Annotated in this window: 26 protein-coding genes; 10 read left to right on the top strand and 16 right to left on the bottom strand. The window is 69.7% G+C overall.

Going from position 1 to position 22,703, the window contains the following annotated elements; genetic code table 11:
- Positions 1-313, top strand: a 313-nt coding sequence (locus ACZ7LS_RS32405; RefSeq protein WP_469450265.1) for a hypothetical protein, incomplete at its 5' end; no start/stop codon positions are given.
- Between the two features lie 56 nt (positions 314-369).
- On the opposite strand, the gene ACZ7LS_RS32410 is transcribed toward ACZ7LS_RS32405, so the two are convergent.
- Positions 370-1,011: a DNA-3-methyladenine glycosylase gene (locus tag ACZ7LS_RS32410; RefSeq protein WP_382882330.1), complete on the bottom strand. Its 642-nt coding sequence runs from the start codon at positions 1,009-1,011 to the stop codon at positions 370-372.
- A gap of 74 nt (positions 1,012-1,085) precedes the next feature.
- Between ACZ7LS_RS32410 and ACZ7LS_RS32415 the strand changes: the two genes are divergently transcribed.
- The 3 genes from ACZ7LS_RS32415 (at position 1,086) to ACZ7LS_RS32425 (ending at position 3,177) form a co-directional block, all read left to right on the top strand.
- Positions 1,086-1,868: a sporulation protein gene (locus ACZ7LS_RS32415; protein ID WP_382528996.1), complete on the top strand. Its 783-nt coding sequence runs from the start codon at positions 1,086-1,088 to the stop codon at positions 1,866-1,868.
- A gap of 104 nt (positions 1,869-1,972) precedes the next feature.
- A complete protein-coding gene (locus tag ACZ7LS_RS32420) occupies positions 1,973-2,512 on the top strand; it encodes a YbhB/YbcL family Raf kinase inhibitor-like protein (protein ID WP_382674321.1) in 540 nt (179 codons plus the stop codon).
- A 152-nt stretch (positions 2,513-2,664) separates the two neighbouring features.
- Positions 2,665-3,177 (top strand): HNH endonuclease, encoded by a 513-nt coding sequence (locus ACZ7LS_RS32425; protein ID WP_129769720.1) that lies wholly within the window; start codon positions 2,665-2,667, stop codon positions 3,175-3,177.
- A gap of 111 nt (positions 3,178-3,288) precedes the next feature.
- On the opposite strand, the gene ACZ7LS_RS32430 is transcribed toward ACZ7LS_RS32425, so the two are convergent.
- The 4 genes from ACZ7LS_RS32430 to ACZ7LS_RS32445 form a co-directional block, all read right to left on the bottom strand.
- Positions 3,289-4,065, bottom strand: coding sequence for a sulfite exporter TauE/SafE family protein (locus ACZ7LS_RS32430; protein ID WP_385135377.1), 777 nt, complete (start codon positions 4,063-4,065; stop codon positions 3,289-3,291).
- A 62-nt stretch (positions 4,066-4,127) separates the two neighbouring features.
- Positions 4,128-5,057 carry an SPFH domain-containing protein gene (locus ACZ7LS_RS32435; RefSeq protein ID WP_129769718.1) on the bottom strand — a complete coding sequence of 310 codons (930 nt, stop codon included), beginning with the start codon at positions 5,055-5,057 and terminating at the stop codon, positions 4,128-4,130.
- 90 nt (positions 5,058-5,147) lie between these two features.
- Positions 5,148-5,576 (bottom strand): NfeD family protein, encoded by a 429-nt coding sequence (locus ACZ7LS_RS32440; RefSeq protein ID WP_382529006.1) that lies wholly within the window; start codon positions 5,574-5,576, stop codon positions 5,148-5,150.
- Between the two features lie 79 nt (positions 5,577-5,655).
- A complete protein-coding gene (locus ACZ7LS_RS32445) occupies positions 5,656-6,447 on the bottom strand; it encodes an ABC transporter ATP-binding protein (protein ID WP_382529009.1) in 792 nt (263 codons plus the stop codon).
- Positions 6,448-6,573: 126 nt separating this feature from the next.
- Here ACZ7LS_RS32445 and ACZ7LS_RS32450 point away from each other — a divergent pair, with 126 nt between their 5' ends.
- Positions 6,574-7,371, top strand: coding sequence for a hypothetical protein (locus tag ACZ7LS_RS32450; protein WP_382529012.1), 798 nt, complete (start codon positions 6,574-6,576; stop codon positions 7,369-7,371).
- Positions 7,372-7,462: 91 nt separating this feature from the next.
- Here ACZ7LS_RS32450 and ACZ7LS_RS32455 read toward each other — a convergent pair whose 3' ends face one another.
- The 3 genes from ACZ7LS_RS32455 to ACZ7LS_RS32465 all read right to left on the bottom strand — a co-directional run bounded on the left by ACZ7LS_RS32455 (position 7,463) and on the right by ACZ7LS_RS32465 (position 9,713).
- Positions 7,463-7,711, bottom strand: a complete 249-nt coding sequence (locus ACZ7LS_RS32455; RefSeq protein WP_129769714.1) for a chaplin — start codon at positions 7,709-7,711, stop codon at positions 7,463-7,465.
- A gap of 165 nt (positions 7,712-7,876) precedes the next feature.
- Positions 7,877-8,506, bottom strand: a complete 630-nt coding sequence (locus tag ACZ7LS_RS32460; protein ID WP_382529164.1) for a response regulator — start codon at positions 8,504-8,506, stop codon at positions 7,877-7,879.
- A 61-nt stretch (positions 8,507-8,567) separates the two neighbouring features.
- On the bottom strand, positions 8,568-9,713 hold the full coding sequence (locus ACZ7LS_RS32465) for a GAF domain-containing sensor histidine kinase (RefSeq protein ID WP_382871663.1): 1,146 nt from the start codon (positions 9,711-9,713) through the stop codon (positions 8,568-8,570).
- 208 nt (positions 9,714-9,921) lie between these two features.
- Here ACZ7LS_RS32465 and ACZ7LS_RS32470 point away from each other — a divergent pair, with 208 nt between their 5' ends.
- The 3 genes from ACZ7LS_RS32470 to ACZ7LS_RS32480 all read left to right on the top strand — a co-directional run bounded on the left by ACZ7LS_RS32470 (position 9,922) and on the right by ACZ7LS_RS32480 (position 12,710).
- Positions 9,922-10,617, top strand: coding sequence for an SDR family NAD(P)-dependent oxidoreductase (locus ACZ7LS_RS32470; RefSeq protein WP_382674334.1), 696 nt, complete (start codon positions 9,922-9,924; stop codon positions 10,615-10,617).
- Complete coding sequence (locus ACZ7LS_RS32475) at positions 10,614-11,705, top strand: S-adenosylmethionine:tRNA ribosyltransferase-isomerase (RefSeq protein ID WP_382529019.1); 1,092 nt, start codon at positions 10,614-10,616, stop codon at positions 11,703-11,705. Before ACZ7LS_RS32470 ends, ACZ7LS_RS32475 begins: the two co-directional genes overlap by 4 nt.
- A 330-nt stretch (positions 11,706-12,035) precedes the next feature.
- Entirely contained in the window at positions 12,036-12,710 is a 675-nt protein-coding gene (locus ACZ7LS_RS32480; RefSeq protein ID WP_469450257.1) for a transglycosylase SLT domain-containing protein, read from the top strand.
- Between the two features lie 131 nt (positions 12,711-12,841).
- Here the strand turns inward: ACZ7LS_RS32480 and ACZ7LS_RS32485 are convergent, their stop codons facing one another.
- Positions 12,842-15,466, bottom strand: a complete 2,625-nt coding sequence (locus tag ACZ7LS_RS32485; RefSeq protein WP_385135381.1) for an ABC transporter ATP-binding protein/permease — start codon at positions 15,464-15,466, stop codon at positions 12,842-12,844.
- 298 nt (positions 15,467-15,764) lie between these two features.
- On the opposite strand from ACZ7LS_RS32485, the gene serB reads away from it, so the two are divergent.
- Positions 15,765-16,985, top strand: a complete 1,221-nt coding sequence (serB, locus tag ACZ7LS_RS32490) for a phosphoserine phosphatase SerB (RefSeq protein WP_385135383.1) — start codon at positions 15,765-15,767, stop codon at positions 16,983-16,985.
- Positions 16,986-17,143: 158 nt separating this feature from the next.
- On the opposite strand, the gene ACZ7LS_RS32495 is transcribed toward serB, so the two are convergent.
- The 4 genes from ACZ7LS_RS32495 to ACZ7LS_RS32510 form a co-directional block, all read right to left on the bottom strand.
- Entirely contained in the window at positions 17,144-17,662 is a 519-nt protein-coding gene (locus ACZ7LS_RS32495) for a SixA phosphatase family protein (RefSeq protein WP_382529031.1), read from the bottom strand.
- 91 nt (positions 17,663-17,753) lie between these two features.
- Positions 17,754-17,963, bottom strand: coding sequence for a hypothetical protein (locus tag ACZ7LS_RS32500; protein WP_382529034.1), 210 nt, complete (start codon positions 17,961-17,963; stop codon positions 17,754-17,756).
- A 190-nt stretch (positions 17,964-18,153) separates the two neighbouring features.
- On the bottom strand, positions 18,154-18,270 hold the full coding sequence (locus ACZ7LS_RS32505; protein ID WP_129769705.1) for an SGM_5486 family transporter-associated protein: 117 nt from the start codon (positions 18,268-18,270) through the stop codon (positions 18,154-18,156).
- A gap of 4 nt (positions 18,271-18,274) precedes the next feature.
- On the bottom strand, positions 18,275-19,666 hold the full coding sequence (locus tag ACZ7LS_RS32510; protein ID WP_385135385.1) for a CynX/NimT family MFS transporter: 1,392 nt from the start codon (positions 19,664-19,666) through the stop codon (positions 18,275-18,277).
- Positions 19,667-19,718: 52 nt separating this feature from the next.
- On the opposite strand from ACZ7LS_RS32510, the gene ACZ7LS_RS32515 reads away from it, so the two are divergent.
- Positions 19,719-20,393, top strand: coding sequence for a FadR/GntR family transcriptional regulator (locus ACZ7LS_RS32515; protein ID WP_382529040.1), 675 nt, complete (start codon positions 19,719-19,721; stop codon positions 20,391-20,393).
- 56 nt (positions 20,394-20,449) lie between these two features.
- Here the strand turns inward: ACZ7LS_RS32515 and ACZ7LS_RS32520 are convergent, their stop codons facing one another.
- From ACZ7LS_RS32520 to fabG, 3 genes are all read right to left on the bottom strand, one after another.
- On the bottom strand, positions 20,450-20,815 hold the full coding sequence (locus ACZ7LS_RS32520; RefSeq protein WP_385135386.1) for a hypothetical protein: 366 nt from the start codon (positions 20,813-20,815) through the stop codon (positions 20,450-20,452).
- Positions 20,816-21,030: 215 nt separating this feature from the next.
- Complete coding sequence (gene fabI / locus ACZ7LS_RS32525) at positions 21,031-21,804, bottom strand: enoyl-ACP reductase FabI (RefSeq protein ID WP_382529046.1); 774 nt, start codon at positions 21,802-21,804, stop codon at positions 21,031-21,033.
- A 4-nt stretch (positions 21,805-21,808) separates the two neighbouring features.
- The gene (gene fabG / locus ACZ7LS_RS32530; RefSeq protein ID WP_030353794.1) at positions 21,809-22,528 is read right to left on the bottom strand and encodes a 3-oxoacyl-[acyl-carrier-protein] reductase; all 720 of its coding nucleotides are present in this window, start codon (positions 22,526-22,528) and stop codon (positions 21,809-21,811) included.
- Positions 22,529-22,703: the final 175 nt, after the last annotated feature.

The following is a 22,703-nucleotide window of genomic DNA, read 5'->3' on the forward strand; positions in this document are numbered from 1 at the left end:
ATATCTGGCGTTGACTTTTGGCACGCTGTTGAGTTCTCAAGGAACGGACGCTTCCTTTGGTCCCGTTTCCGGTCCCTCCGGGCTTTTCCCTTCGGTCTTGCGTTTCCGACTCTATCAGATTCATTCGGCGTGTTCCGCCTTCAGAATTCCGATGGCCTTTGGATTGGCCTTTTGCCTTTCGGCTGTTCACTACTTTAACCGAATCCCCGCCCGGCTCATAATCGAGCCATTGAGCCCAGATTTCGGCATGCCGAAATCCCTACCCGTCAGGGTGTGGTCGAAAGTAGTGGGTGGCCACCTCGGGGACTGCTGAGCAGCAGCACCCGTTGAAAGCGGCTCGGGCTACGTTAGGCGGATGAACGGAACGAGTCAAGTTCGACGTTTACGCGGCGCGTGGGCGCGATAGGGGCTCACCGAAGGGTCGTCGCCGATCCAGAAGCGCCAGGGGTGAACCGCGCCGTCGCCGCCCACTCCGGTGCGTGGACCGCTGCGGACCTGGTCAGGGGGGACCGGGGTACCGGCGAGTATCGACAGTGGCGCGTCGGGGCCGGCGCAGACGTCCGTTCCGTTCAGGGCGCGGTCGACGTCGAGGGCGGTGGCCAGGCGGGCCGGGCCTTTGGCCAGTTCTCTGTCATGACGGGCCGAGAGTCGACGTTTGCGGGCCAGTTCGACGCCCACACCGATCTCGCCTGCCCGCAGCAGGACCCCGCTCGCCATGCCCTCCGGGCCGCACACCAGGTTGAGGCAGTGCCACATCCCGTAGGTGAAGTAGACATACGCGTGACCGGGCGGGCCGAACATCACCGCGTTGCGGGCCGTGCGGCCGCGGAAGGCGTGTGAGCCCGGGTCGATCGCGCCCGCGTACGCCTCGACTTCTGTCAGCCGGAGTTCGATGGGACCGTCATCCGTGTCCCGTATCAGCGTCCGGCCCAGGAGGTCGGGCGCGACCTCAAGGACCGGCCGGTCGAAGAAGTCGCGGGGCAGCGGCCTGCGGTCGGGGCTCTCGGTCATGGCGTATCAGCGTACCGGGGAACCGATTACGGTCGAGGCGCGTATGTAGAGGTCAGGATCTAGAAGGAGTGAACATGGGCTTCAAGAAGCTGCTCGCGAGCATGGGCGCCGGTGGCGCGTCGGTCGAGACGGAGCTGACCGAGCTGAACGTCGTCCCCGGCGGGGTCGTCCAGGGCGAGGTGCGGCTCCAGGGCGGGTCCGTGAACCAGCGGATCGAGGGGCTCAACGTCGGGCTCCAGGCGCGTGTCGAGGTCGAGGGCGGCGACCAGGAGACCAAGCAGGACATCGAGTTCACCAAGCAGAACATCGGCGGCGCCTTCGAGGTGCAGGCCGGGGCCGTCCATGTGGTGCCGTTCGGTCTGGAGATCCCCTGGGAGACCCCGATCACGACGATCGACGGTCAGTCGCTGCGCGGCATGAACATCGGTGTGACCACGGAGCTGGAGATCGCGCGGGCCCTGGACTCCGGCGATCTGGACCCGATCAACGTCCACCCGCTGCCGGCACAGCAGGCGATCCTGGACGCCTTCATCCGGCTGGGCTTCCGTTTCAAGGCCGCGGACATGGAGCGCGGCCACATCCGCGGGACGCGCCAGCGGCTGCCGTTCTACCAGGAGATCGAGTTCTTCGCGCCGGAGCAGTACCGCGGGCTGAACCAGGTCGAGCTGTCCTTCGTCGCGGACGACCGCGAGATGGACGTCATCCTGGAGATGGACAAGAAGCCGGGGCTGTTCACCGAGGGCAGCGACTCGTTCCGGGCCTTCCAGGTGGGGCTCGACGGCTTCCAGGGCACCGACTGGTCCGCCTATCTCAACCAGTGGCTCTCCGAGGTCGGTGGCCGTCGCAACTGGTTCTGAGCGCAGGCCCTAGGCTCGGACCCGCAGGGCGGCCGAGCTGCCGAGCAGTCAGGCGGCCGAGTCGCTGAGCAGCCAGGCAGGACAGCGAATTCGGAGGTTCAGACGTGACCGAGGGCAAGAGGGCTCCGCTCCCTCATGACTTCCATCCGCGGGTGCCGTCGTTCACCGTGGTGAGCGATGACATCGCGCCCGGGGCGACACTCAAGGACGCTCAGGTCCATGCCGCCGGGAACACCTCGCCGCAGCTGCGGTGGGAGGGCTTCCCGGCGGAGACCCGGAGCTTCGCCGTGACGTGCTTCGATCCGGACGCGCCGACGGGCAGCGGGTTCTGGCACTGGGTGGTCTTCGACATCCCCGCGTCGGTCACGGAGCTTCCCGTGGGTGCGGGCACCGGGGCGTTCGAGGGGCTTCCCCAGGGCGCGGTGCAGGCGCGCAACGACTACGGGTCGCGGGACTTCGGCGGCGCGGCGCCGCCGCCCGGGGATCCGGCGCACCGCTACGTGTTCACGGTGTACGCGGTGGACAGTGAGCGGCTGGGGCCCGACGCCGACGCGTCGCCCGCGGTCGTCGGCTTCAATTTGCGGTTCCATACGCTGGCTCGTGCGCAGCTCATCGGCGAATACGCCGCTCCTGCCGCCCTTTGACCGTTTTCCTTTTGTTTACCCTGCCCTGGTCTTGGAGAGATCAGGGCAGGGCATTTTTTATTGTGTTGTCCCTCTCGGCGTGCCCGGCCAGAGTTGATCCAGGCCCGACGCCTCCCGATGGGGCTCGGGTCGGCACACGGGAGGTGGGCGGGATGCGGGACACGCTGGTACTGAATGCGAGCTTCGAGCCGCTGTCGACGGTGACGCTCAACCGTGCGGTGGTGCTGGTGCTGCAGGACAAGGCCGTTGTCGAACACGCTCATCCCGATCTCCGTGTGCGTGCCGCCGCCGTGGAGCTGCCGGTCCCCCGGGTGATCAGGCTCTGCCGGTACGTACGGGTGCCGTTCCGAAGACAGGCTCCGTGGTCGAGGCGGGGGGTGCTGGTCCGGGACCAGCATCGTTGCGCGTACTGCGGCAGGCGCGCGACGACGGTGGACCATGTGGTGCCGCGGTCCCGGGGTGGTTCGGACAGCTGGCTGAATACGGTCGCTTCCTGCGCCGAGGACAACCACCGCAAGGCCGACCGTACGCCGGAGCAGGCGGGGATGCCGTTGCTGTACCAGCCGTTCGTCCCGTCGCCGGCGGACGCGATGCTGCTGTCCCTGCGGGCCGGAGAGCGCTCGGAGCTGCCGCACTGGCTGGCCGCGGTCCAGTCCGCCGCGTGAACGCGTGACGCGTGACGCGTCGGACGTCGTACGAGTGCACGTACAGGTACCCATGCAGGACGAAGCCCGTTCCCCTTCCGGGGGCGGGCTTCCGGCTTTCCGTGGCGGCCGTCACCCGTACCGGCGGACCAGCAGCTGGACGATGGCGACCACCCCGACCGCGACGACCAGCCCGCGCAGCGCCGCCGGGGGCAGTCTGCGGCCGACCTTGGCGCCGAGCTGGCCGCCGATGGCCGAGCCGACGGCGATGAGGACGACCGCTGTCCAGTCGAACTCGGCGACGAAGAGGAAGAAGAGCGCGGCGACGGTGTTGACGACGGCGGCGAGGATGTTCTTCGCCGCGTTCAGCCGCTGCATGGTGTCGTCGAGCAGCATGCCCATCAGGGAGAGATAGATGATGCCCTGGGCCGCTGTGAAGTAGCCGCCGTAGACGCTGGCGAGCAGTATTCCTGCGTACAGGAGCGGGCCGCCGTCGGGGCTCGCGCTGGTGCCCTTCCTGGCACGGCGGGCCTGGACGGACCGGGCCAGCCGGGGCTGGAGGATGATCAGGACGAGCGCGAGGGTGACCAGGACGGGCACGATCGTCTCGAAGGCCGTCGAGGGCAGCGCCAGCAGCAGTGTGGCCCCTGCCAGCCCGCCGACGAGTGCCGCGGCGCTCAGGCGCAGTATGCGGCGCCGCTGGCCGGTGAGTTCGGCGCGGTAGCCGATGGCTCCGCTGATGCAGCCGGGTATCAGGCCGAGGGCGTTGGAGACGGTGGCGGTGACCGGTGGGAGGCCCGTCGCGAGCAGGACGGGGAAGGTGATCAGTGTGCCGGAACCGACAATGGTGTTGATGGTTCCGGCGCTGACGCCCGCGACGAATACGGCGAGCATCTCCCAGGTGGTCATGGCGCGCTGCCCTCCGGCGATCGGTGCTGGATGCACCGATCATGCACGAAGGGGTCGGGCGGTCAGTCCAGCGGGGGGTCCTGCCTGCGCTCCTTGCCGGTGTCGAAGCCCGGCATGCCCCCGCCCAGGTTGCCGAAGGCGCCGCTGAGTCCCTTGAGGGCGTCGCCGATCTCGCTGGGCACGATCCAGAGCTTGTTGGCGTCGCCCTCGGCGATCTTGGGGAGCATCTGGAGGTACTGGTACGAGAGCAGCTTCTGGTCGGGGTCGCCCGCGTGGATCGACTCGAAGACCGTACGGATCGCCTGGGCCTCGCCCTCGGCGCGCAGGGCGGCGGCCTTGGCCTCACCTTCGGCGCGCAGGATCGCGGACTGCTTCTCGCCCTCGGCGGTGAGGATCTGCGACTGGCGGATGCCCTCGGCGGTGAGGATCGCGGCGCGCTTGTCACGGTCGGCGCGCATCTGCTTCTCCATCGAGTCCTGGATGGAGGTGGGCGGTTCGATCGCCTTCAGCTCGACGCGGTTGACGCGGATGCCCCACTTGCCGGTGGCCTCGTCGAGGACGCCGCGCAGCGCCGCGTTGATCTCTTCGCGGGAGGTGAGGGTCCGCTCCAGGTCCATGCCACCGATGATGTTGCGCAGGGTGGTGACGGTGAGCTGCTCGATCGCCTGGATGTAGCTGGCGACTTCGTACGTCGCGGCGCGGGCGTCGGTCACCTGGTAGTAGATGACGGTGTCGATATTGACGACCAGGTTGTCCTGGGTGATCACCGGTTGGGGCGGGAAGGGGACGACCTGTTCACGGAGGTCGATCCGGTTACGGATCGAGTCGATGAACGGGACGACGATGTTCAGGCCCGCGTTGAGAGTTCGGGTGTAGCGGCCGAACCGCTCCACGATGGCGGCGCTTGCCTGCGGGATGACCTGGATCGTCTTGATCAGGGCGATGAATACAAGCACCACCAGGATGACCAGGACGATGATGATTGATGGCATCGCGTTCCTCGGGCCCTTCGCTGCCGGATGTTCTGATGATCGAGTTTCTCAGACCGCGGGCGTACTTGCTTACCGTTCGGCCGGGTTGGCTCACATCACCACGGCTGTGGCTCCGTCGATCTCGACCACATCGACCTGTTGACCGGGTTCGAACGCGGCTCGCTCGTCGTAGGCGCGCGCCGACCAGACCTCACCGGCCAGCTTGATCCGGCCACCTCTGCCGTCGACCCGTTCCAGTACTTCGGCCTGACGGCCTCTCAGCGCGTCGATGCCGGTGGCCGAGCCGGGGCTCGCGCCACGCTGCCGGGCCGCGTAGGGCCGTACGACGGCGACGAGCGCGACGGACACCACGACGAATACGAGGACTTGGGCCACGATTCCGCCGCCGAGCGCCGCCGTGACGGCTCCGGCGACCGCTCCGGCCGCGAACATGCCGAATTCGGGCATCGCCGTTATGACGAGCGGAATGCCCAGTCCGACGGCACCGATCAGCCACCACACCCACGCGTCGATTTCCACATGGTCATGGTAGGGGCGGGGGTCCCTGTCCCGACAGGGGTGATATCCGGTCAGCTGAGAGCAGTTGACCGGCCGGGCGTCAGCCGAGGGGGAGGCCCTGGGCGGTCCAGCGGTCGCCGTTGCGCTCGACGACGAGCGGGAGGCCGAAGCAGAGCGAGAGGTTGCGCGAGGTGAGTTCGGTCTCCACGGGGCCGGCGGCGAGCACCTTGCCCTGACGGATCATGAGGACATGGGTGAAGCCCGGCGCGATCTCCTCGACATGGTGGGTGACCATGATCATGGAGGGGGCGTACGGATCGCGCGCGAGGCGGCCGAGTCTGCGCACCAGGTCCTCGCGGCCGCCGAGGTCCAGTCCGGCCGCGGGCTCGTCCAGGAGCAGCAGTTCGGGGTCGGTCATCATCGCGCGGGCGATCAGGGTGCGCTTACGCTCGCCCTCGGAGAGCGTGCCGAACTTGCGGTCCAGGTACTCGGTCATGCCGAGGCGGTCGAGGAAGGCGCGGGCGCGCTGCTCGTCGACCTCGTCGTAGTCCTCGTGCCAGGTCGCGGTCATGCCGTACGCGGCGGTGAGGACGGTCTCCAGGACCGTCTGGCGCTTGGGCAGCTTCTCGGCCATGGCGATGCCGGCCATGCCGATACGGGGGCGGAGGTCGAAGACGTCGACCTTGCCGAGCCGCTCGCCGAGGATCCGTACCTTGCCCGAGGTCGGGAAGAGATAGCTGGAGGCGAGATTGAGCAGGGTGGTCTTGCCGGCGCCGTTGGGGCCGAGGATCACCCAGCGCTCCCCCTCCTTGACCGACCAGGAGACATCGTCCACCAGAGCGCGTCCGTCGCGGACCACGGATACGTCCACCAGCTCCAGTACATCGCTCATGAGCGCGTTGTCTCCCCATGCAATCGTCTTGAGGTTTCGGTTGCGCCTGTAGGCGCGGCCCCCAAGGAAAACCTACGCCACCCGTCGGGGGGTCCGGCCGTGAGGTCCGTTCCCTACGCTGGTGCCATGCTTTCGCAACCACGCTCAGGACTGCTGGCCGCTTGGGGAAATGCCCTTCTGGCCGGGTTTGTATCGCCGGACGACGCTGTGCTCGCCGTGGTCGGCGACGACGCCGTACACCGGGTGGAAGGGCTGCCCGGTGAGGCCGGTCCTGTCGGGCTCACGCTGGCGCTGGGCCGGCTGCGGGCGCTCGGGGTGACGGGGTTCCGGATCGCGCTTCCGGCGCCCGGCCATCCGCTGGGGCTCAGCGGCCCGCCGGAGTTCAACGCCCGCGCGCTGGAGGCCGAGGAGGCGGTGATCGCGGCCGGGGCGCCGTACGGACTGATTCCCGAGGTCTCCGCGGCGGGCCCGGACGGGGACCAGCATGTCGAGGTCCTCTGGCACTGTCTGCCGGTACGGGAGGCGCCGCCGGCGGACGTGCCGTCGCTGGGCGAGGCGGAACGGGAGCTGGCGGAGGCGCTGCGGGAGGCGACCGAGGTGCTCTCGCGGCTGGATGTGGCGGCTTCGGGGCCGGTGGCGGAGGCGGCGCTCGACGCGTACCGGGCACGGTCGGAGCGGGGACGCGAGGTGCTGGCTCCCGGCTATCCGCCGCGGGCGGTGCGGGTGCTCGAACTGGCGCAGCGGATCGGGCTGCTGGTCTCGCTGGCGTACGAGCACGGGCACGGCGGCGCGGTGAGCGCGTCGGAGATGGCGGCGCGGGGTGAGGCGCTGCGGCCGGTGGAGCGGTGCGCGCGGCGGGCGCTGGTGGCGTCCTACAACGCGTATGTGGAGGAGCGGGAGCGGGGTATGCCGCCCGTTTCCTGAGTCCCGGGGTCCCGTACGGAAAAGGCCGCCGAGGCCCCGGAACCCACCCGCCAGGGGGTCACCGGGCCTCGGCGGCGCGTGACGCGACGCGTCAGTGGTTGACCGAGGCGTTGCCGAGCGCCGGGTTCAGCAGGCCGATCACGTTCACCGTGTTGCCGGTGAGGTTCACCGGGACGTGCACCGGGACCTGGACCGCGTTGCCGGAGCCGACACCCGGGGAGTGCTGCGCCACGCCGGTGGCGTGGGCGCCGCCCTCGGTGGCGGACGCGGCTCCGGCGGAGGCACCCGCGGCGAGACCGGCGGTGACGATGACCAGGGCGGCCTTCTTGGCAACCTTCATGGGATGTTCCTTAATCGTGTGATCAACAACAGCGGCGGTAGCCGCCGCACGCCATGAAGAACGCGCGAAAGACGATCAGGATGCGCCGTGTGGGTGACATACACCCGACGGTATGAATACTCAGACCGGAGTACGATCGTCCGATTCATCGGGCCGCGTGTGTGCTCAGCCCGTGACCCCGTGTCGTACGGCCCAGAGGGCCGCCTGCGTACGGTCCGAGAGGTCCAGCTTCATCAGGATGTTCGAGACATGTGTCTTGACAGTCTTCTCGGAGAGCACCAGCGCACGGGCGATCTCGCGGTTGGAGCGCCCGTCGGCGATCAGCCCGAGCACCTCGCGTTCGCGCTCGGTGAGAGACGTCCCCCTGCCCTGGCCGCTGCCCGGCTCGTCCTGGGCCAGCAGCGCGCCGGCGACCTCCGGCTGGAGCAGCACGTGCCCGGCGTGTACGGAACGGATCGCGCCGGCCAGCGCCTCGGGATCGACGTCCTTGTATACGTAACCGGAGGCACCGGCGCGCAGCGCGGGGACCACCGTGCGCTGTTCGGTGAAGCTGGTGACGATCAGGACCCTGGCCGGATTGTCGAGATCACGGAGCTTGCGCAGCGCCTCGATGCCGTCGGTGCCCGGCATCTTGATGTCCATCAGCACGACATCGGGGCGGAGTTCCTCGGCGCGGGCGATCCCTTCGGCGCCGTCGGACGCCTCGCCCACGACCTCGATGTCGTCCTGGATCTCCAGGAACGTCCGCAGTCCGCGCCTGACCACCTGGTGATCGTCCACGAGCAGCACGCGGATGGCCCGCCCGTCACCCGCCGCCGCCCTGCCCGCGAAGCGCTCCGCGCCGCCCTTTTCCGTTTCAGCCACCGGGCACCTCCATCTCGATCGTGGTGCCCTGGCCGGGCGCCGATATCACTCTGAGTCTGCCGCCGACACCGCTCGCCCGGTCGCGCATCGAGACCAGCCCCAGATGGCGGCCGGCCCGGCGCACCGCGCGGGGTTCGAAGCCCGTGCCGTTGTCGGTGATGCCGAGGACCGCGCCCTGTCCGCGGCGGGCGAGGGTGACCTCGACGCGGTCGCCGCCGGAGTGGCGCAGCGCGTTGTGCAGCGCCTCCTGGGCCACCCGCAGCAGCGCCTCCTCCTGGGCGGCGGGCAGCGCCCGTATCCCGCGGGTGTCGAAGCTGACCCGCGCGGAGTGGGCCCGGTCGAGGACCTGGATCTGGGTACGGAGCGTATGGACCAGGCCGTCCTCGTCGAGGGCGGCGGGGCGCAGTTCGACGACCGCGGCGCGCAGTTCGTCCGCGGCCTCGGCGGCGAGCGCGGCGACCTGCTGGAGCTCGCCCTTGGCCCGGTCCGGATCGCGGTCCACCAGGGCCGTCGCCGCCTGGGCCGTCAGCCGCAGCGAGAAGAGTTTCTGGCTGACGGCGTCGTGAAGCTCGTGCGCGAGGCGCGAGCGCTCCTCGGCGATGGTGAGTTCACGGCTGCGCTCGTACAGCCGGGCGTTGGTGAGGGCGATCGCGGCGTGCTGGGCGAGGATCGAGAGGAGTTCCTCGTCCTCCTCGGTGAATCCGCAGCCGCCGCCCTGTCTGGGGCAGCGCTTGTTGGCGAGGAAGAGCGCGGCGATGGTCTCGTCGCCGTCCTTGACCGGCAGCCCCAGGAAGTCCGACAGGCCGGGGTGGGCGGAGGGCCAGCCCTCGAAGCGCGGATCCTCGCGTACGTCGGCGAGCCGCTCGGTCTTCTCCTCGTGGAGCATCGCGGCGAGGATCCCGTGCTGGCGCGGCAGCGGGCCGATCGCCTTCCACTGCTCGTCGCTGACGCCGTCCACGACGAACTGGGCGAAGCCGCCGTGATCGTCCGGCACGCCGAGCGCCGCGTACTCGGCGTCGAGCAGTTCGCGTGCCGAGGCGACGATCGTCTTCAGGACGTCGCGGACCTCCAGATGCCTGCTCATCGCGAGGAGCGCGGTGCTCACGGCGGCGAGGCCGGAGCGGGGTCGGTGGCTCATGGCTTCACCGTACCGGCGGGCGGGGCGGACCGTATCGGCCTCGGGATCTGCCCCGACCAGGGCTGATGGCCTAGGTCTCGCGGCGCCGGGAGTAGGACGAAGTGCCCTGGCGGGACGGTTCCGGCGCACGAGGCGTCGGGGGCCGTCCCCTTCCTACGGTGGGCGCGTCAGGCGGGAGCGGGCGTGTGAGGGAGAAGGAGCGGACATCATGCCGGTAGCGATCATCACAGGGGCTTCCAAGGGGCTGGGGCGCGCGCTGGCCGACGCGCTGGCCCGGCGCGGCTGGGATCTGGTGCTGGACGCCAGGACCGCGGGGGTACTGGACGAGACGGCCACCGAGGTCAGGGCGCACGGGACGCGGGTGGCGGCGTTCGCCGGGGATGTCACGGACGCCGGGCACCGCGAGGATCTGGTGGCCGCGGCGGCGGAGCTGGGGGCGCTCGATCTGGTGGTGAGCAACGCCAGCGCGCTGGGTGCCGAGCCGCTGGTACGGCTGGACGCCCTGCCGCTCGACGGGCTGCGGAGGGCGCTGGAGACCAATGTGGTGGCGGCGCTGGGGCTCGTCCAGGAGGCGCTGCCGCTGCTGCGGGCGAGTGCGGCGGGCGCGGTGATCACGGTGAGTTCCGACGCGGCGGCCGAGGCGTACGAGACCTGGGGCGGCTACGGCGCGTCCAAGGCGGCGCTGGACCAGCTCGCCGCCGTGCTCGCGGCCGAGGAACCGGAGCTGCGGGTGTGGACGGTGGACCCGGGCGACATGGGGACGGATCTGTACACGGCGGCCGTGCCGGACGACCGGGACCCGCGCCCCGAGCCGGCCTCTGTGGTGCCCGGCTTCCTGCGGCTGCTGGAGCGGCGCCCGGTCAGCGGCCGGTACGCGGCCCCCGCGCTGCTGGAGTCGAAGTGAGCGTCCTGCCGGCGCTGCGGGTGCCCGAGGAGCTGTCGGCGCGGGTCCCGGCGGAGCAGCGCGGGTCGGGCAGGGACGACGTACGGCTGCTGGTCTCCCGGGGGACGAGCGTCACGCACCACGCCTTCCGGGAGCTGCCGGGGCAGCTGCGGGCCGGGGACGTGCTCGTGGTCAATACGTCGGCGACGCTGCCGGCGGCCGTCAGCGGGCGGCTGGGACCCGATCCGGGGGGCGAACGGGTCGTCGCGCACTTCTCGACGCGGGGTGACGACGGCAGGTGGGCGGTCGAGCTGCGCACGCCACGGCGGGACGACGGCGCGGGGACCACGCTGCCGCGCGGCGGGGGCCCGGCGGGGGCGGTGGTCCGGCTGCCGGGCGGGGTCCATCTCGTCCTGGACGAACCGCTGGCCCCCGGCGGGTCCCGGCTGTGGTGGGCGCGGGTCTCGCACGCGGACGTGCCGGGGCTGCTGCGGCGCCACGGCCGGCCGATCCGGTACGGGTACACGGAGCGGGACCAGCCGCTCTCCGCGTACCAGACGGTCTTCGCGCGCCCCTCGCCCGACGGCGCCGGCTCCGCGGAGATGCCGAGCGCGGGGCGGCCCTTCACGGCGCGCCTGGTGGCGGAGCTGAGGAGCCGGGGTGTGCGGTTCGCGCCGCTCACGCTGCATACGGGGGTGGCGTCGGCGGAGGCGCACGAGCCGCCGTACCCGGAGCGCTTCGAGGTGCCGCGGAGCACGGCGCTGCTGGTGAACGCGGTGGCGGCGGGAGGGGGCCGGGTCATCGCGGTCGGGACGACGGCCGTGCGGGCCCTGGAGTCCGCGACGGGACCGGACGGGGTGGTGCGGGCGGCTTCCGGCTGGACGGATCTGGTGATCACGCCCCGGCGCGGGGTGCGGGCGGTCGACGGGCTGCTGACCGGGCTGCACGAACCGGAGGCCTCCCATCTGCTGATGCTGGCGGCGATCGCCGGGCGGGCGGCTCTGACCAGGGGATACGAGGAGGCGCTGCGCGGGCTCTACCTCTGGCACGAGTTCGGGGACGTCCATCTCATCCTCCCGGCGGAGACCGTTCACAGTTCGCATTGCTGAAGCAACAATCGGTCACATCGCGGGGTACCCGATGTGAGCCCCGGCATAGGACGCACATCACTTACGAACGTCACTAGTCGACCAAAAAGGGGCGTGTGAGCTTGGCATAAACCGGACGCAGGGCGCCTTTCCGGCGCCCCGCTCCACTATGCGAGGTCGTACGTCACACCTTTGCCAGAGCATTTTGCGGCCGCTAAGAATTGCCGACGTCGCCGCCGAGCAGGCTGGCCATCCGGCCTCCGCGACTTCCGCTACTCGAAGAGGTACGTCTCTATGTTCTCGTCACGCACCCCTGGTCTCAGTCGCCTGAACAAGACCCAGAAGGCTTCCATGGCCGGCGTCGCCGCCGCCGGAGTCGCCGCGGTCACGTTCTCGCTGGTTCCCGGCACGGCTGTCGCCGCCGAGTCCCAGGCTCCTGCCCAGTCCCCCGCCACCTCCGAGGTGACGACGTCGGCGACGGACAGCATCCAGACCTCAGCCGTGAACGCGATCATCGCCAAGCAGTTCAGCAGCCCCGACACCGCGGCCAAGGTCCAGTCCGTGGTCCAGAAGACGGCGTCGGAGAAGACGAAGGCCGAAGAGGCCGCGAAGAAGAAGGCCGCCGCGAAGGCGAAGGCCAAGGCCGACGCGGAAAAGCGCGGCAAGGAAGCCGCCAACCGCTCCACCGTCCGTAAGCCCGTCTACAAGAACAACCTGGACGGCTGGATCAAGGAGTCGCTGGCCATCATGAAGAAGCACAAGATCCCCGGCTCGTACGAGGGTCTGCACCGCAACATCATCCGTGAGTCGAGCGGTAACCCCAAGGCGATCAACCTCTGGGACATCAACGCCCGGAACGGCATCCCGTCGAAGGGCCTGCTCCAGGTCATCCCGCCGACGTTCAAGACGTACCACGTCAAGGGCACCCCGTTCGACATCTACGACCCGGTCGCCAACATCGTGGCCGCGGCCAACTACGCCGCGGACCGGTACGGCTCGATGGACAACGTCAACAGCGCCTACTGAGCCCGTCCGGGCCCGGCGCGCCGAGGCGCACCACCACCGGAGAACGCCGGAGGGCGGCACCCCGCACAGGGGTGCCGCCCTTCGGCGTGCGCGTACCCGGTCCGCTGTGACCGTGCGGCGACTACGGGCGACTACTTGCGCATGACCTCCGGCTCGTGGCGGCGCAGCAGACGCGACACCGCGACACCGCAGACGACGCCGATGAACAGCAGGGCCGAGATGTCGATGGCCCACTGGCTCGCCGCGTGCTCCCACAGCGGGTCCACGTTGGTGGGGTCGTCCGTGTCCCAGGGCGCCATCAGCGTGGAGAGGTCGAGCGTGGTGCCCGCGGCCGCGATGGCCCAGCGCGACGGCATCAGCCAGGCGAACTGCTCCAGGCCCGGTGAGTCGTAGACCTGGAAGAGGATGCCGGTGAAGACGATCTGGACGATCGCGAACATGACCAGCAGCGGCATCGTCTTCTCGGCGGTCTTCACCAGCGAGGAGATGACCAGGCCGAACATCATCGAGGTGATGCCGAGGGCGATCACCACGAGGCACATCTCGACCGCGGGCGGCAGGATCAGGCCCTCGGCGGGCAGCACTCGGGGCGTGAATCCGATACCGCAGATGATCACGCCCTGGACGGCGGTGATCACCCCGAGGGTGATGACCTTGGACATCAGATAGGCGGAGCGGGAGAGGCCGGTGGCCCGTTCCCGTTCGTAGATCACCCGCTCCTTGATCAGCTCACGTACGGAGTTGGCCGCGCCCGAGAAGCACATGCCGACCGTGAGGACCAGCAGGATCGTGCCCGCGGCGCCGTTGAACCGGGCGGGTGCCTCGGGCGGGCCGAGGCCGAACTTCGCCGGGATGACGACGCTGACCACACCGAGCACGGCGGGCAGGACCACCATCAGCCCCATGAAGCCCTTGTCGGACGCGATCACCGAGACATAGCGGCGGATCAGCGTCCACAGCTGCGATCCCCAGCTCTGCGGCTTCGGCGGGCGCATCTGCTGCGCCGTGGGCAGGGCCACGGACTGCGCGGCGACGGCGTCGATGTCGGCGGCGTACATCTGGTAGTGCTGCGAGCCGCGCCAGCGGCCCGCCCAGTCATAGTCGCGGTAGTTCTCGAACGCGGAGAACACATCGGCCCAGGTGCCGTAGCCGAAGAAGTTGAGCGCTTCCTCGGGCGGCCCGAAGTACGCCACCGAGCCGCCCGGCGCCATCACGAGCAGTTTGTCGCAGCTCGCCAGCTCGGCGACGGAGTGGGTGACGACCAGGACCGTACGGCCGTCGTCGGCGAGACCGCGCAGCAGCTGCATGACATCGCGGTCCATGCCCGGGTCGAGGCCGGAGGTCGGCTCGTCCAGGAAGATCAGCGACGGCTTGGTGAGCAGCTCCAGGGCGACGGAGACGCGCTTGCGCTGGCCGCCGGAGAGCGAGGTGATCTTCTTGTCCTTGTGGATGTCGAGCTTCAGCTCGCCGAGGACCTCACCGATCCTGGCCTCGCGCTCGGCCTCGGCGGTGTCACCGGGGAAGCGGAGCTTGGCGGCGTACTTGAGCGCCTTCTTCACGGTCAGTTCCTTGTGCAGGATGTCGTCCTGCGGGACCAGACCGATGCGCTGGCGCAGCTCGGCGAACTGCTTGTACAGATTCCGGTTGTCGTAGAGGACTTCGCCCTGGTCGGCGGGGCGGTAGCCGGTGAGCGCCTTGAGCAGGGTGGACTTGCCGGAGCCCGAGGGGCCGATGACCGCGATCAGCGACTTCTCCGGGACGCCGAAGGAGACGTCCTTGAGGATCTGCTTGCCGCCGTCGACCGTCACCGTGAGATGACGGGCGGAGAAGGAGACCTCACCGGTGTCGACGAACTCTTCGAGGCGGTCCCCGACGAGGCGGAAGGTGGAGTGGCCGACACCGACGATGTCGTTCGGGCCGAGCAGTACGGTGCCTGACTTGGCGATCGGCTGGCCGTTGACGTAGGTGCCGTTGTGGGACCCGAGGTCACGGATCTCGAAGCGGCCGTCGGGCGTCGCCGTGAACTCGGCGTGCAGACGCGAGACCTGGAGGTCGGAGACGACCAACTCGTTCTCCAGCGCACGGCCGATGCGCATGACCCGGCCGAGGGAGAACTGGTGGAAGGTGGTCGGGCTGCGGTCGCCGTGCGCCGACGGGGCCCCCGCGCCCCGCTGGTGCGGTACGTGACCGTGCTGCTGGGCAGGTATGTGCTCCTGCCGCGGCGCCTGCGCCTGATGCTGTTGCTGCTGTTGCTGCTGCTGCTGCTGCTGCGCGTTGTGGTGTCCCGGCTGCTGCTCCTGCCGCTGACCCTGGTGGTGTACGTGGGCTTGGTGCTGCTGGGGCTGCTGTCCCTGGTACGGGGCCTGCGGCCAGTCCTGTTGCTGCCACCCCTGCTGCTGCGGCGCCTGCGGCGCCGGGACCTGCTGCTGAGCCGGGACCTGCTGCCGCGCCGCCGCGCCGGTGAGGTTCAGCCGGGGCCCGTCGGTCGCGTTGCCGAGATGGACGGCGGAGCCGGGACCGATCTCGGTCTGCTGGATGCGCTGGCCCTGCACATACGTGCCGTTGGTGCTGCCGTGGTCCTCGATGCCCCAACCGCGGTCCCCCCACCTGATGGTGGCATGCCGCCACGAGACCCTGGCGTCGTCGACCACCAGGTCACCCTGGGGATCACGGCCGAGGGTGTATGTCCTGGACGGGTCGAGCGTCCAGGTCCTTCCGTTCAATTCCAGTACGAGTTCCGGCACTCCATGCCCCACTTGTTGTCCCCCGTTTTCCCCCGTCGCAGGGAGTCTAGGGATGGCGAACATCGGGGGGAACTATTTCAGGCGCGCAGCCAGGTTTGAAAACCGGGCCTTGTCGATACCGGCACAAGCTCGTAACAGCGCGCGAGGGGGTGACATGGCCGCCTTCAGCCCGCGTACGCCCCGTGGCCACCGGCCGTACGCCGACTTCACGCCACCGTCACAGACCCTCGGGCGACCCCGTTCCGCGCACTGTCCGGTACGCGGGACAGACAGCGCGCATCGGCGGCGGGGCCGATACGGTGGAAGCACCATGAGCGCATCGCAGCCCCCTCGGACCGCAGACGTCCCCACCCTTCTCGTCAAGATCTTCGGGAAGGACCGCCCCGGGATCACCGCCGGGCTCTTCGACACCCTCGCCGCCTACTCCGTCGATGTGATCGACATCGAGCAGGTCGTCACCCGTGGCCGGATCGTGCTGTGCGCGCTGATCACCGCGCCGACCGCGGGCGGCACCAGCGAGGGCGCACTGCGCGCGACCGTGCACAGCTGGACGGAATCGCTCAAGCTCCAGGCCGAGATCATCTCGGGCACCGGTGACAACCGGCCGCGCGGCAGCGGCCGTTCCCATGTCACCGTGCTCGGCAACCCCCTGACCGCGGAGTCGACGGCGGTCATAGCGGCCAGCATCACCGGGACCGGCGGCAATATCGACCGGATCTTCCGGCTGGCGAAATATCCGGTCACCGCCGTGGAGTTCGCGGTGTCCGGGGTGGAGACGGAACCGCTGCGCACCGCGCTGGCCACCACCGGATCCGAGATCGGCGTCGATGTCGCCGTCGTCTCGGCCGGACTGCACCGCCGGGCCCAGCGGCTGGTGGTGATGGATGTCGACTCGACCCTGATCCAGGACGAGGTCATCGAACTCTTCGCGGCCCACGCCGGCTGCGAGGCCGAGGTCGCCGAGGTCACCTCCAGGGCGATGCTGGGGGAGCTGGACTTCGAGCAGTCCCTGCACGCCAGGGTGGCGCTGCTGGCCGGGCTGGACGCGTCGGTCGTGGAGAAGGTACGAGCCGAGGTCAGACTCACCCCCGGCGCCCGCACCCTGATCCGTACGCTCAAGCGGCTCGGCTACCAAGTCGGGGTCGTCTCCGGTGGATTCACCCAGGTCACCGACGCCCTCCGGGAACAGCTCGGGCTGGACTTCGCCGCCGCCAACACGCTGGAGATCGTGGACGGAAAGCTCACCGGACGTGTGGTCGGCGAGATAGTGGACCGCGCGGGCAAGGCCCGGCTGCTGCGCCGGTTCGCCGCCGAGGCGGGGGTGCCGCTGGCGCAGACCGTCGCGATCGGCGACGGCGCGAACGATCTCGACATGCTGAACGCGGCGGGGCTCGGCGTCGCCTTCAACGCGAAGCCCGTCGTCCGCGAGGCCGCCCACACGGCGGTGAACGTGCCGTTCCTGGACACCGTGCTCTATCTGCTGGGCATCACCAGGGAAGAGGTCGAGGCGGCGGACGGCGAGGACGACTGACCACGGCCGCCCCCACAGCCCACGGTCACCCGCACCGACTACGGCGGCCCGCACGCGGGAAGGCCCCGGTCACGTCACGCACTCGGCAGACGTGACCGGGGCCTTTCCGCGTACGTGACTCCATGAACGTGAACGGACAGTTGTACGGCCTGGCCGGGTCAGTCGTGCGGGCTCCAGAAATCGACGAGCTTGCCCACGCCGTGCTCCACCGACTTCCAGCTGCCATTGAAGACGATCACGGCGAAGGCCGAGGTCGCGAAGCCGGTCCTGGTCATCCGGGCGATGGTGTCACCCTCCCCCGCGCCCGAGAGCGCGTCACCCAGGGCGTGCATACCCGGGTTGTGACCGACGAGTAGCAGATCGTTCACCTCGTCGGGCGTCTCGTTCAGCAGCGCGAGAAGATCACCGAGGGTGGCGTCGTAGAGCCGCTCCTCATAACTGGTCCTGGGGCGCTGCGGCAGCTCCTGCACGGCCAGCTTCCAGGTCTCGCGGGTCCTGAGCGAGGTCGAACAGAGAGCCAGGTCGATGGCGATACCGGTCTCCGCCAGTCGGCGGCCGGCCACAGCGGCATCCGCGCGGCCACGCTCGGCAAGCGGTCGTTCATGGTCGGCCACATCCGGCCAGTCGGCCTTCGCGTGCCTGAGTAGGACGATCCTGCGGGCTGTATCGACGCTCATGCATCCCAGCTTCGCACGAAACGCGCCATAGGGCGCAGGGTGTTGACGCACGGCCCCAGCACGGGTGAACGCGCCGGGCGACGGTCCCGTACTACCGGCCCAAGGTCAGATGGATGTGCTCCAGAATCCGGCTCATCGTGGGGCCGTCGGTCGCGGCATGTGCCTGGCCGGGCCCCGTCATCAGCAGGAACAGCGCGACGAAGGCGGCGACCGGCAGCGCCATGGACCACCACGGCAGCCGGATCTCGACGCTGTCGGAGGAGGCGCGTGAGTGGGACCGGGAGCGGGTTCGGGCCGGCATGGCCGCCTCCGTAGGTCTGCGGTTGTCGAGGTACCTCAAACCTACGGATCTTGGCCCCCGGGTCCCATCCGGTGAGCCACCCACTCGACCCTGACCCTGGCCCCCTAGGGGATGGTGGTGCTAGCCCCACCATCGTCCAAGGGCTCGGTTCGCCTCCGGAAAGACCGCACCCGGGCGTCAGGCGCACCCGTCACGGGCTGGCGATGGAAGCGATGATTCCGATGATCACCATGATGCCGATGATCGCGCCGAAGACGAGAAGCAGCTTCCGCTGGCCGTTCTGGGGGTTCGGGTCAAGTACTGGCATACGGTCAGTCTCGCATCCGCGCCTCGTCCTCTATCGTCCGGTCCCTGCCCGCCAGGATGCCCGCCACCATCTGCGGCAGCAGGAACGCCGCCATCAGCGCGATCGGCAGCCCGGGGCCGCCGGTGTGCTGGTACAGCACTCCCACCAGCAGCGGGCCCGGGATCGAGATCAGGTAGCCGGTGCTCTGGGCGAAGGCGGAGAGCCGTACGACGCCCGCGCCGGTCCTGGAGCGCATGCCGATCATGGTGAGGGCGAGCGGGAAGGAGCAGTTCGAGACGCCCAGCAGTACGGCCCAGACCCAGGCGCCCTCGGCCGGGGCGAAGTACAGGCCCGCGTAGGCGCTCAGTCCGCACAGCCCCAGGGCGATGACGATCGGGCCCTGGTTCTTCATGCGCGCGGCCGTCCGTGGGATCACGAAGGCCAGTGGCACCCCCATCACCATGATCACGGCGAGCAGCAGCCCGGCCGTGCCCGCCGAGATCCCCGCGTCGCGGAAGATCTGCGGCATCCAGCCCATGGTGATGTAGGCGCCGGTGGCCTGGAGGCCGAAGAAACAGGCGAGCGCCCAGGCGGTACGGCTGCGGCCGAGTCTCAACGCCGACGCCGGGGCTCGGGCCGGGACAGCGGCCCCGTGCGACGCGGAAGACGACGGCGAGAGCGACGCGGAGGTGCCGCGCTCGCGTACGAGACCGAGCCAGGGCAGTACCGCCAGAGCGGCGAGTACGGCCCACGCGCCGAGCCCCGTCCGCCAACTGCCGCCCAGCGCCTCGGTCATGGGGACGGTCACGGCGGCCGCGAGCGCCGTGCCGAGCGCGAGCGCCATCGAGTACAGCCCGGTCATCGTGCCGACACGGTCGGGGAAGTACCGCTTGACGATCACCGGCATCAGCACATTGCTGACGGCGATCCCCATGAGCGCGACCGCGCTCGCCGCGAGGAAGCCGGCCGTGCCGCCGGTGAAGGGACGGATCAGCAGCCCCGCCGTGATCGCCACCATGCCCGCGCAGACGACCGCGCCGGGGCCGAAACGCCGGGCCAGCCGGGGCGCGGCGAAGCCGAAGACCGCGAAACAGAACGGTGGTACGGAGGTGAGGACACCCGCGACGCTGCCGCTCATGTGCAGTCCGTCCCGTACCTCTTCGAGCAGCGCGCCGAGGCTGGTGATGGCGGGGCGGAGATTGAGGGCGGCGAGGACGAGCCCGACGACGAGAAGCCGCGTGAACCAGACCCCGGTCCGTGGGCCTGGGAAGTCGGCGGACGCGGCCAGGGAAGCGTTCGGGGACGGGCGCGTGGACGGGGTCCGGCTCGGGGATTTCGTGAGCGCCGGCGACCCGGGGGCCTGTGGTGGCGGTGGCGGCTGTATCCGCTGTATCTGTGTCTGCGGCTCGTCGGACATGGAGCCATCATAGAATCATGGGATGATTGGTTGTCCACGGACGAGGAGCACCATGCCGCTGAACTCCCCCCGCCGCTCCGCGCTCTCCGATCAAGTGATCACCGAGCTGCGGAATCAGATCACCTCGGGCGAATGGCCGGTGGGCTCACGTATCCCCACCGAACCGGAACTGGTCGAGCTGCTCGGTGTGGCCCGTAACACCGTCCGCGAGGCGGTGCGCGCCCTCGCCCACAACGGGCTGCTGGACATCCGGCAGGGCTCGGGGACGTATGTCGTCGCGACCAGCGAGCTGGCGGGGGTGATGCACCGCAGGTTCGCGACCGCCGATCCGAGGCATGTCGTCGAGCTGCGCTCCACGCTGGAGTCGTCCGCCGCGCGGATGGCGGCGCGGCGGCGCACGGAACGGGATCTGCGCCAGCTGGACACGCTGCTCGCCCGGCGCGAGGAGGCCTGGGCCTCGGGCGACGCGGAGGTGTTCGTCATGGCCGACGCGAGCCTGCACATGGCGGTCGTCGCGGCCTCGCACAACGATGTGCTGACCGCGGTCTACGCGGACCTGGGCCATCTGCTGCGCGACCAGCTCCGCGACAACGTGGGGCGGGAGCTGCGGCCGGAGAACCATATGGACCACGCGCGGCTGGTGGCGGCGATCCGGGCGGGCGACGTGGAGACGGCGGGGGCGGAGGCCGCGAGCCATGGCCTCGGCTGCCTGGGGGAACGGGTCTGAGCCGCAACCGCCCGCGCCTGGTACGCGCGAGGCGCCTCAGGGCTCCTCAGGGCTCCTCAGGGCCGCTCATGGGTGACCCATACCTCGCGTATCTCCTTCCAGCACCGGTCCGTCAGCTCGGCGTATCCGGCCGGTCCGACATCCACGGGCGCGCTGTCGGCGTCGATGTCCCACCAGCGCGCGCACTCCACGTGCAGCCGGATCCGGTCGGTCTCGGGATACGGGTTGTGGCAGTACGCGGTGGCCCGCGAGCCCTCTGTCGTCGTACGGCAGGAGGCGTGGAAGCGGTCGGGGTCGCCGCGCTTCGCGACGGCTCCGGCGCTCGGCACGCCGGTCAGGGCGACCGCGAGTCCCGTCGTGAGCAGAGCGGCTGTCGTGAACGCTGTGGTGAGCACGGTCGTACGGCGACGCTGCGGGCGCATGCGCACACACCTCCTCGCCCCCTCCCCCACGGTGACCGGGTGATCCCGGTTCGCTCAGTGTGCGGTGCGTCGCCGCTCTTTTCGACTCGGGCGGACGCGGCCCGCACGTCCCGCACGTCCCGCACGTCCCGCAGGTCACGCACGTCACGCACGGAAGCCGCGCGCCGCCTCCTGGACGGTCACGCGGCTTCCGGGGTACGCGAACGGTACGGGCGTCAGGCGCCCATCATGTGCACGCCACCGTCGACATGGACGATCTCGCCCGTGGTCTTCGGGAAGAAGTCCGACAGCAGACCGACGACGCCGCGCCCGGCCGGCTCCGGGTCCGACAGGTCCCAGCCGATCGGGGCCCGGTGGTTCCACACGTCCGCCAGCTCCTCGAAGCCCGGGATGGACTTCGCGGCCATCGACTTGATGGGACCGGCCGAGATCAGGTTGCAGCGGACGTTCCGCGCCCCGAGGTCACGGGCGAGATAGCGGTTGGTGGATTCGAGCGCCGCCTTGGCGACACCCATCCAGTCGTACTTGGGCCAGGCCACCTGCGCGTCGAAGGTCAGCCCGACGACCGAGCCGCCGCGCCCCATCAGCGGCAGACAGGCCATCGTCAGCGACTTCAGCGAGTACGCGGAGACCTGCACCGCGGTGCCGACGTCCTCCCAGGTGCCCTCAAGGAAGTTGAAGGCGCCCTGCGGGCCGAAGGCGATCGAGTGCACGATGCCGTCGAGCCCGGCGCCGCTCTCGCCCTGGATCTCCCGGACCCGGTCGGCCAGCCCGTCCAGGTGCTCCTGGTTGGTGACGTCCAGCTCGATGACCGGGGCGGGCTTGGGCAGCCGCTTCGCGATGCGCTCGACGAGCGTGAGCCGGCCGAAGCCGGTGAGGATGACCTCCGCGCCCTCCTCCTGCGCCACCTTGGCGGCGTGGAAGGCGATGGAGGACTCGGTGAGAACACCCGTGACCAGAATGCGCTTGCCGGCGAGGATTCCACTCATGTGATCAGTGACCCATGCCCAATCCGCCGTCAACGGGAATGACGGCTCCAGTGATGTACGAGGCGTCGTCGGAGGCGAGGAACCGCACCGTGGCGGCGATCTCCTCCGGCTGCGCGTAGCGGCCGAGCGGTACCTGCGAGACGATGCCCGCGCGCTGCTCGTCGGTGAGCACCTTCGTCATGTCGGTGTCGACGAAGCCGGGCGCGACGACATTGAAGGTGATGTTCCGCGAGCCCAGTTCGCGGGCGAGGGAGCGGGCGAAACCGACCAGACCGGCCTTGGAGGCCGCGTAGTTGGCCTGCCCCGCCGAGCCGAGCAGCCCGACCACCGAGGAGATCAGGACGACCCGGCCCTTCTTGGCGCGCAGCATGGCGCGGTTGGCGCGCTTGACGACCCGGAAGGTGCCGGTGAGGTTGGTGTCGAGCACCGAGGCGAAGTCCTCCTCGGACATCCGCATCAGCAACTGGTCTTTGGTGATACCGGCGTTGGCCACCAGCACCTCCACGGGACCGTGCTTCTCCTCGATCTCCTTGTAGGCCTGCTCCACCTGTTCGCTGTCCGTGATGTCGCAACGGACCGCCAGGCAGCCCAGCTCCGTCAGGGCCCGCGGCGGCTCGCCGGACCGGTATGTGATGGCGACCTTGTCACCGTTTTCGGCGAAGGCGCGGGCGATGGCGAGGCCGATGCCCCGGTTTCCTCCGGTAACGAGAACCGAGCGGCTCAACGGATGGGCCTTTCCCTAGCGGTCTTCCAGCTGTCTGGTACGTCGAAAACCTATCGGTACCGTGCCTCTCGCGGAGAATCGACCTCTGACAGCGCCTCGGTGACGACCCTGTTGGATCCCTACAGAAAGTGGTGGGCAAGGGCCCGCCGACGCGACATGATCAGGTCGACCAGTC

The organism is Streptomyces sp. NPDC039430 (assembly GCF_055639435.1).

Excerpts from the sequence above, each read along its gene's own strand:
- ACZ7LS_RS32410 (WP_382882330.1), bottom strand. The coding sequence starts at position 1,011 with ATGACCGAGAGCCCCGACCGCAGGCCGCTGCCCCGCGACTTCTTCGAC.
- ACZ7LS_RS32415 (WP_382528996.1), top strand. The coding sequence starts at position 1,086 with ATGGGCTTCAAGAAGCTGCTCGCGAGCATGGGCGCCGGTGGCGCGTCG.
- ACZ7LS_RS32425 (WP_129769720.1), top strand. The coding sequence starts at position 2,665 with ATGCGGGACACGCTGGTACTGAATGCGAGCTTCGAGCCGCTGTCGACG.
- ACZ7LS_RS32430 (WP_385135377.1), bottom strand. The coding sequence starts at position 4,065 with ATGACCACCTGGGAGATGCTCGCCGTATTCGTCGCGGGCGTCAGCGCC.
- ACZ7LS_RS32435 (WP_129769718.1), bottom strand. The coding sequence starts at position 5,057 with ATGCCATCAATCATCATCGTCCTGGTCATCCTGGTGGTGCTTGTATTC.
- ACZ7LS_RS32445 (WP_382529009.1), bottom strand. The coding sequence starts at position 6,447 with ATGAGCGATGTACTGGAGCTGGTGGACGTATCCGTGGTCCGCGACGGA.
- ACZ7LS_RS32450 (WP_382529012.1), top strand. The coding sequence starts at position 6,574 with ATGCTTTCGCAACCACGCTCAGGACTGCTGGCCGCTTGGGGAAATGCC.
- ACZ7LS_RS32455 (WP_129769714.1), bottom strand. The coding sequence starts at position 7,711 with ATGAAGGTTGCCAAGAAGGCCGCCCTGGTCATCGTCACCGCCGGTCTC.
- ACZ7LS_RS32465 (WP_382871663.1), bottom strand. The coding sequence starts at position 9,713 with ATGAGCCACCGACCCCGCTCCGGCCTCGCCGCCGTGAGCACCGCGCTC.
- ACZ7LS_RS32470 (WP_382674334.1), top strand. The coding sequence starts at position 9,922 with ATGCCGGTAGCGATCATCACAGGGGCTTCCAAGGGGCTGGGGCGCGCG.
- ACZ7LS_RS32480 (WP_469450257.1), top strand. The coding sequence starts at position 12,036 with ATGGCCGGCGTCGCCGCCGCCGGAGTCGCCGCGGTCACGTTCTCGCTG.
- serB (WP_385135383.1), top strand. The coding sequence starts at position 15,765 with ATGAGCGCATCGCAGCCCCCTCGGACCGCAGACGTCCCCACCCTTCTC.
- ACZ7LS_RS32495 (WP_382529031.1), bottom strand. The coding sequence starts at position 17,662 with ATGAGCGTCGATACAGCCCGCAGGATCGTCCTACTCAGGCACGCGAAG.
- ACZ7LS_RS32500 (WP_382529034.1), bottom strand. The coding sequence starts at position 17,963 with ATGCCGGCCCGAACCCGCTCCCGGTCCCACTCACGCGCCTCCTCCGAC.
- ACZ7LS_RS32505 (WP_129769705.1), bottom strand. The coding sequence starts at position 18,270 with ATGCCAGTACTTGACCCGAACCCCCAGAACGGCCAGCGGAAGCTGCTT.
- ACZ7LS_RS32510 (WP_385135385.1), bottom strand. The coding sequence starts at position 19,666 with ATGTCCGACGAGCCGCAGACACAGATACAGCGGATACAGCCGCCACCG.
- ACZ7LS_RS32515 (WP_382529040.1), top strand. The coding sequence starts at position 19,719 with ATGCCGCTGAACTCCCCCCGCCGCTCCGCGCTCTCCGATCAAGTGATC.
- ACZ7LS_RS32520 (WP_385135386.1), bottom strand. The coding sequence starts at position 20,815 with ATGCGCCCGCAGCGTCGCCGTACGACCGTGCTCACCACAGCGTTCACG.
- fabI (WP_382529046.1), bottom strand. The coding sequence starts at position 21,804 with ATGAGTGGAATCCTCGCCGGCAAGCGCATTCTGGTCACGGGTGTTCTC.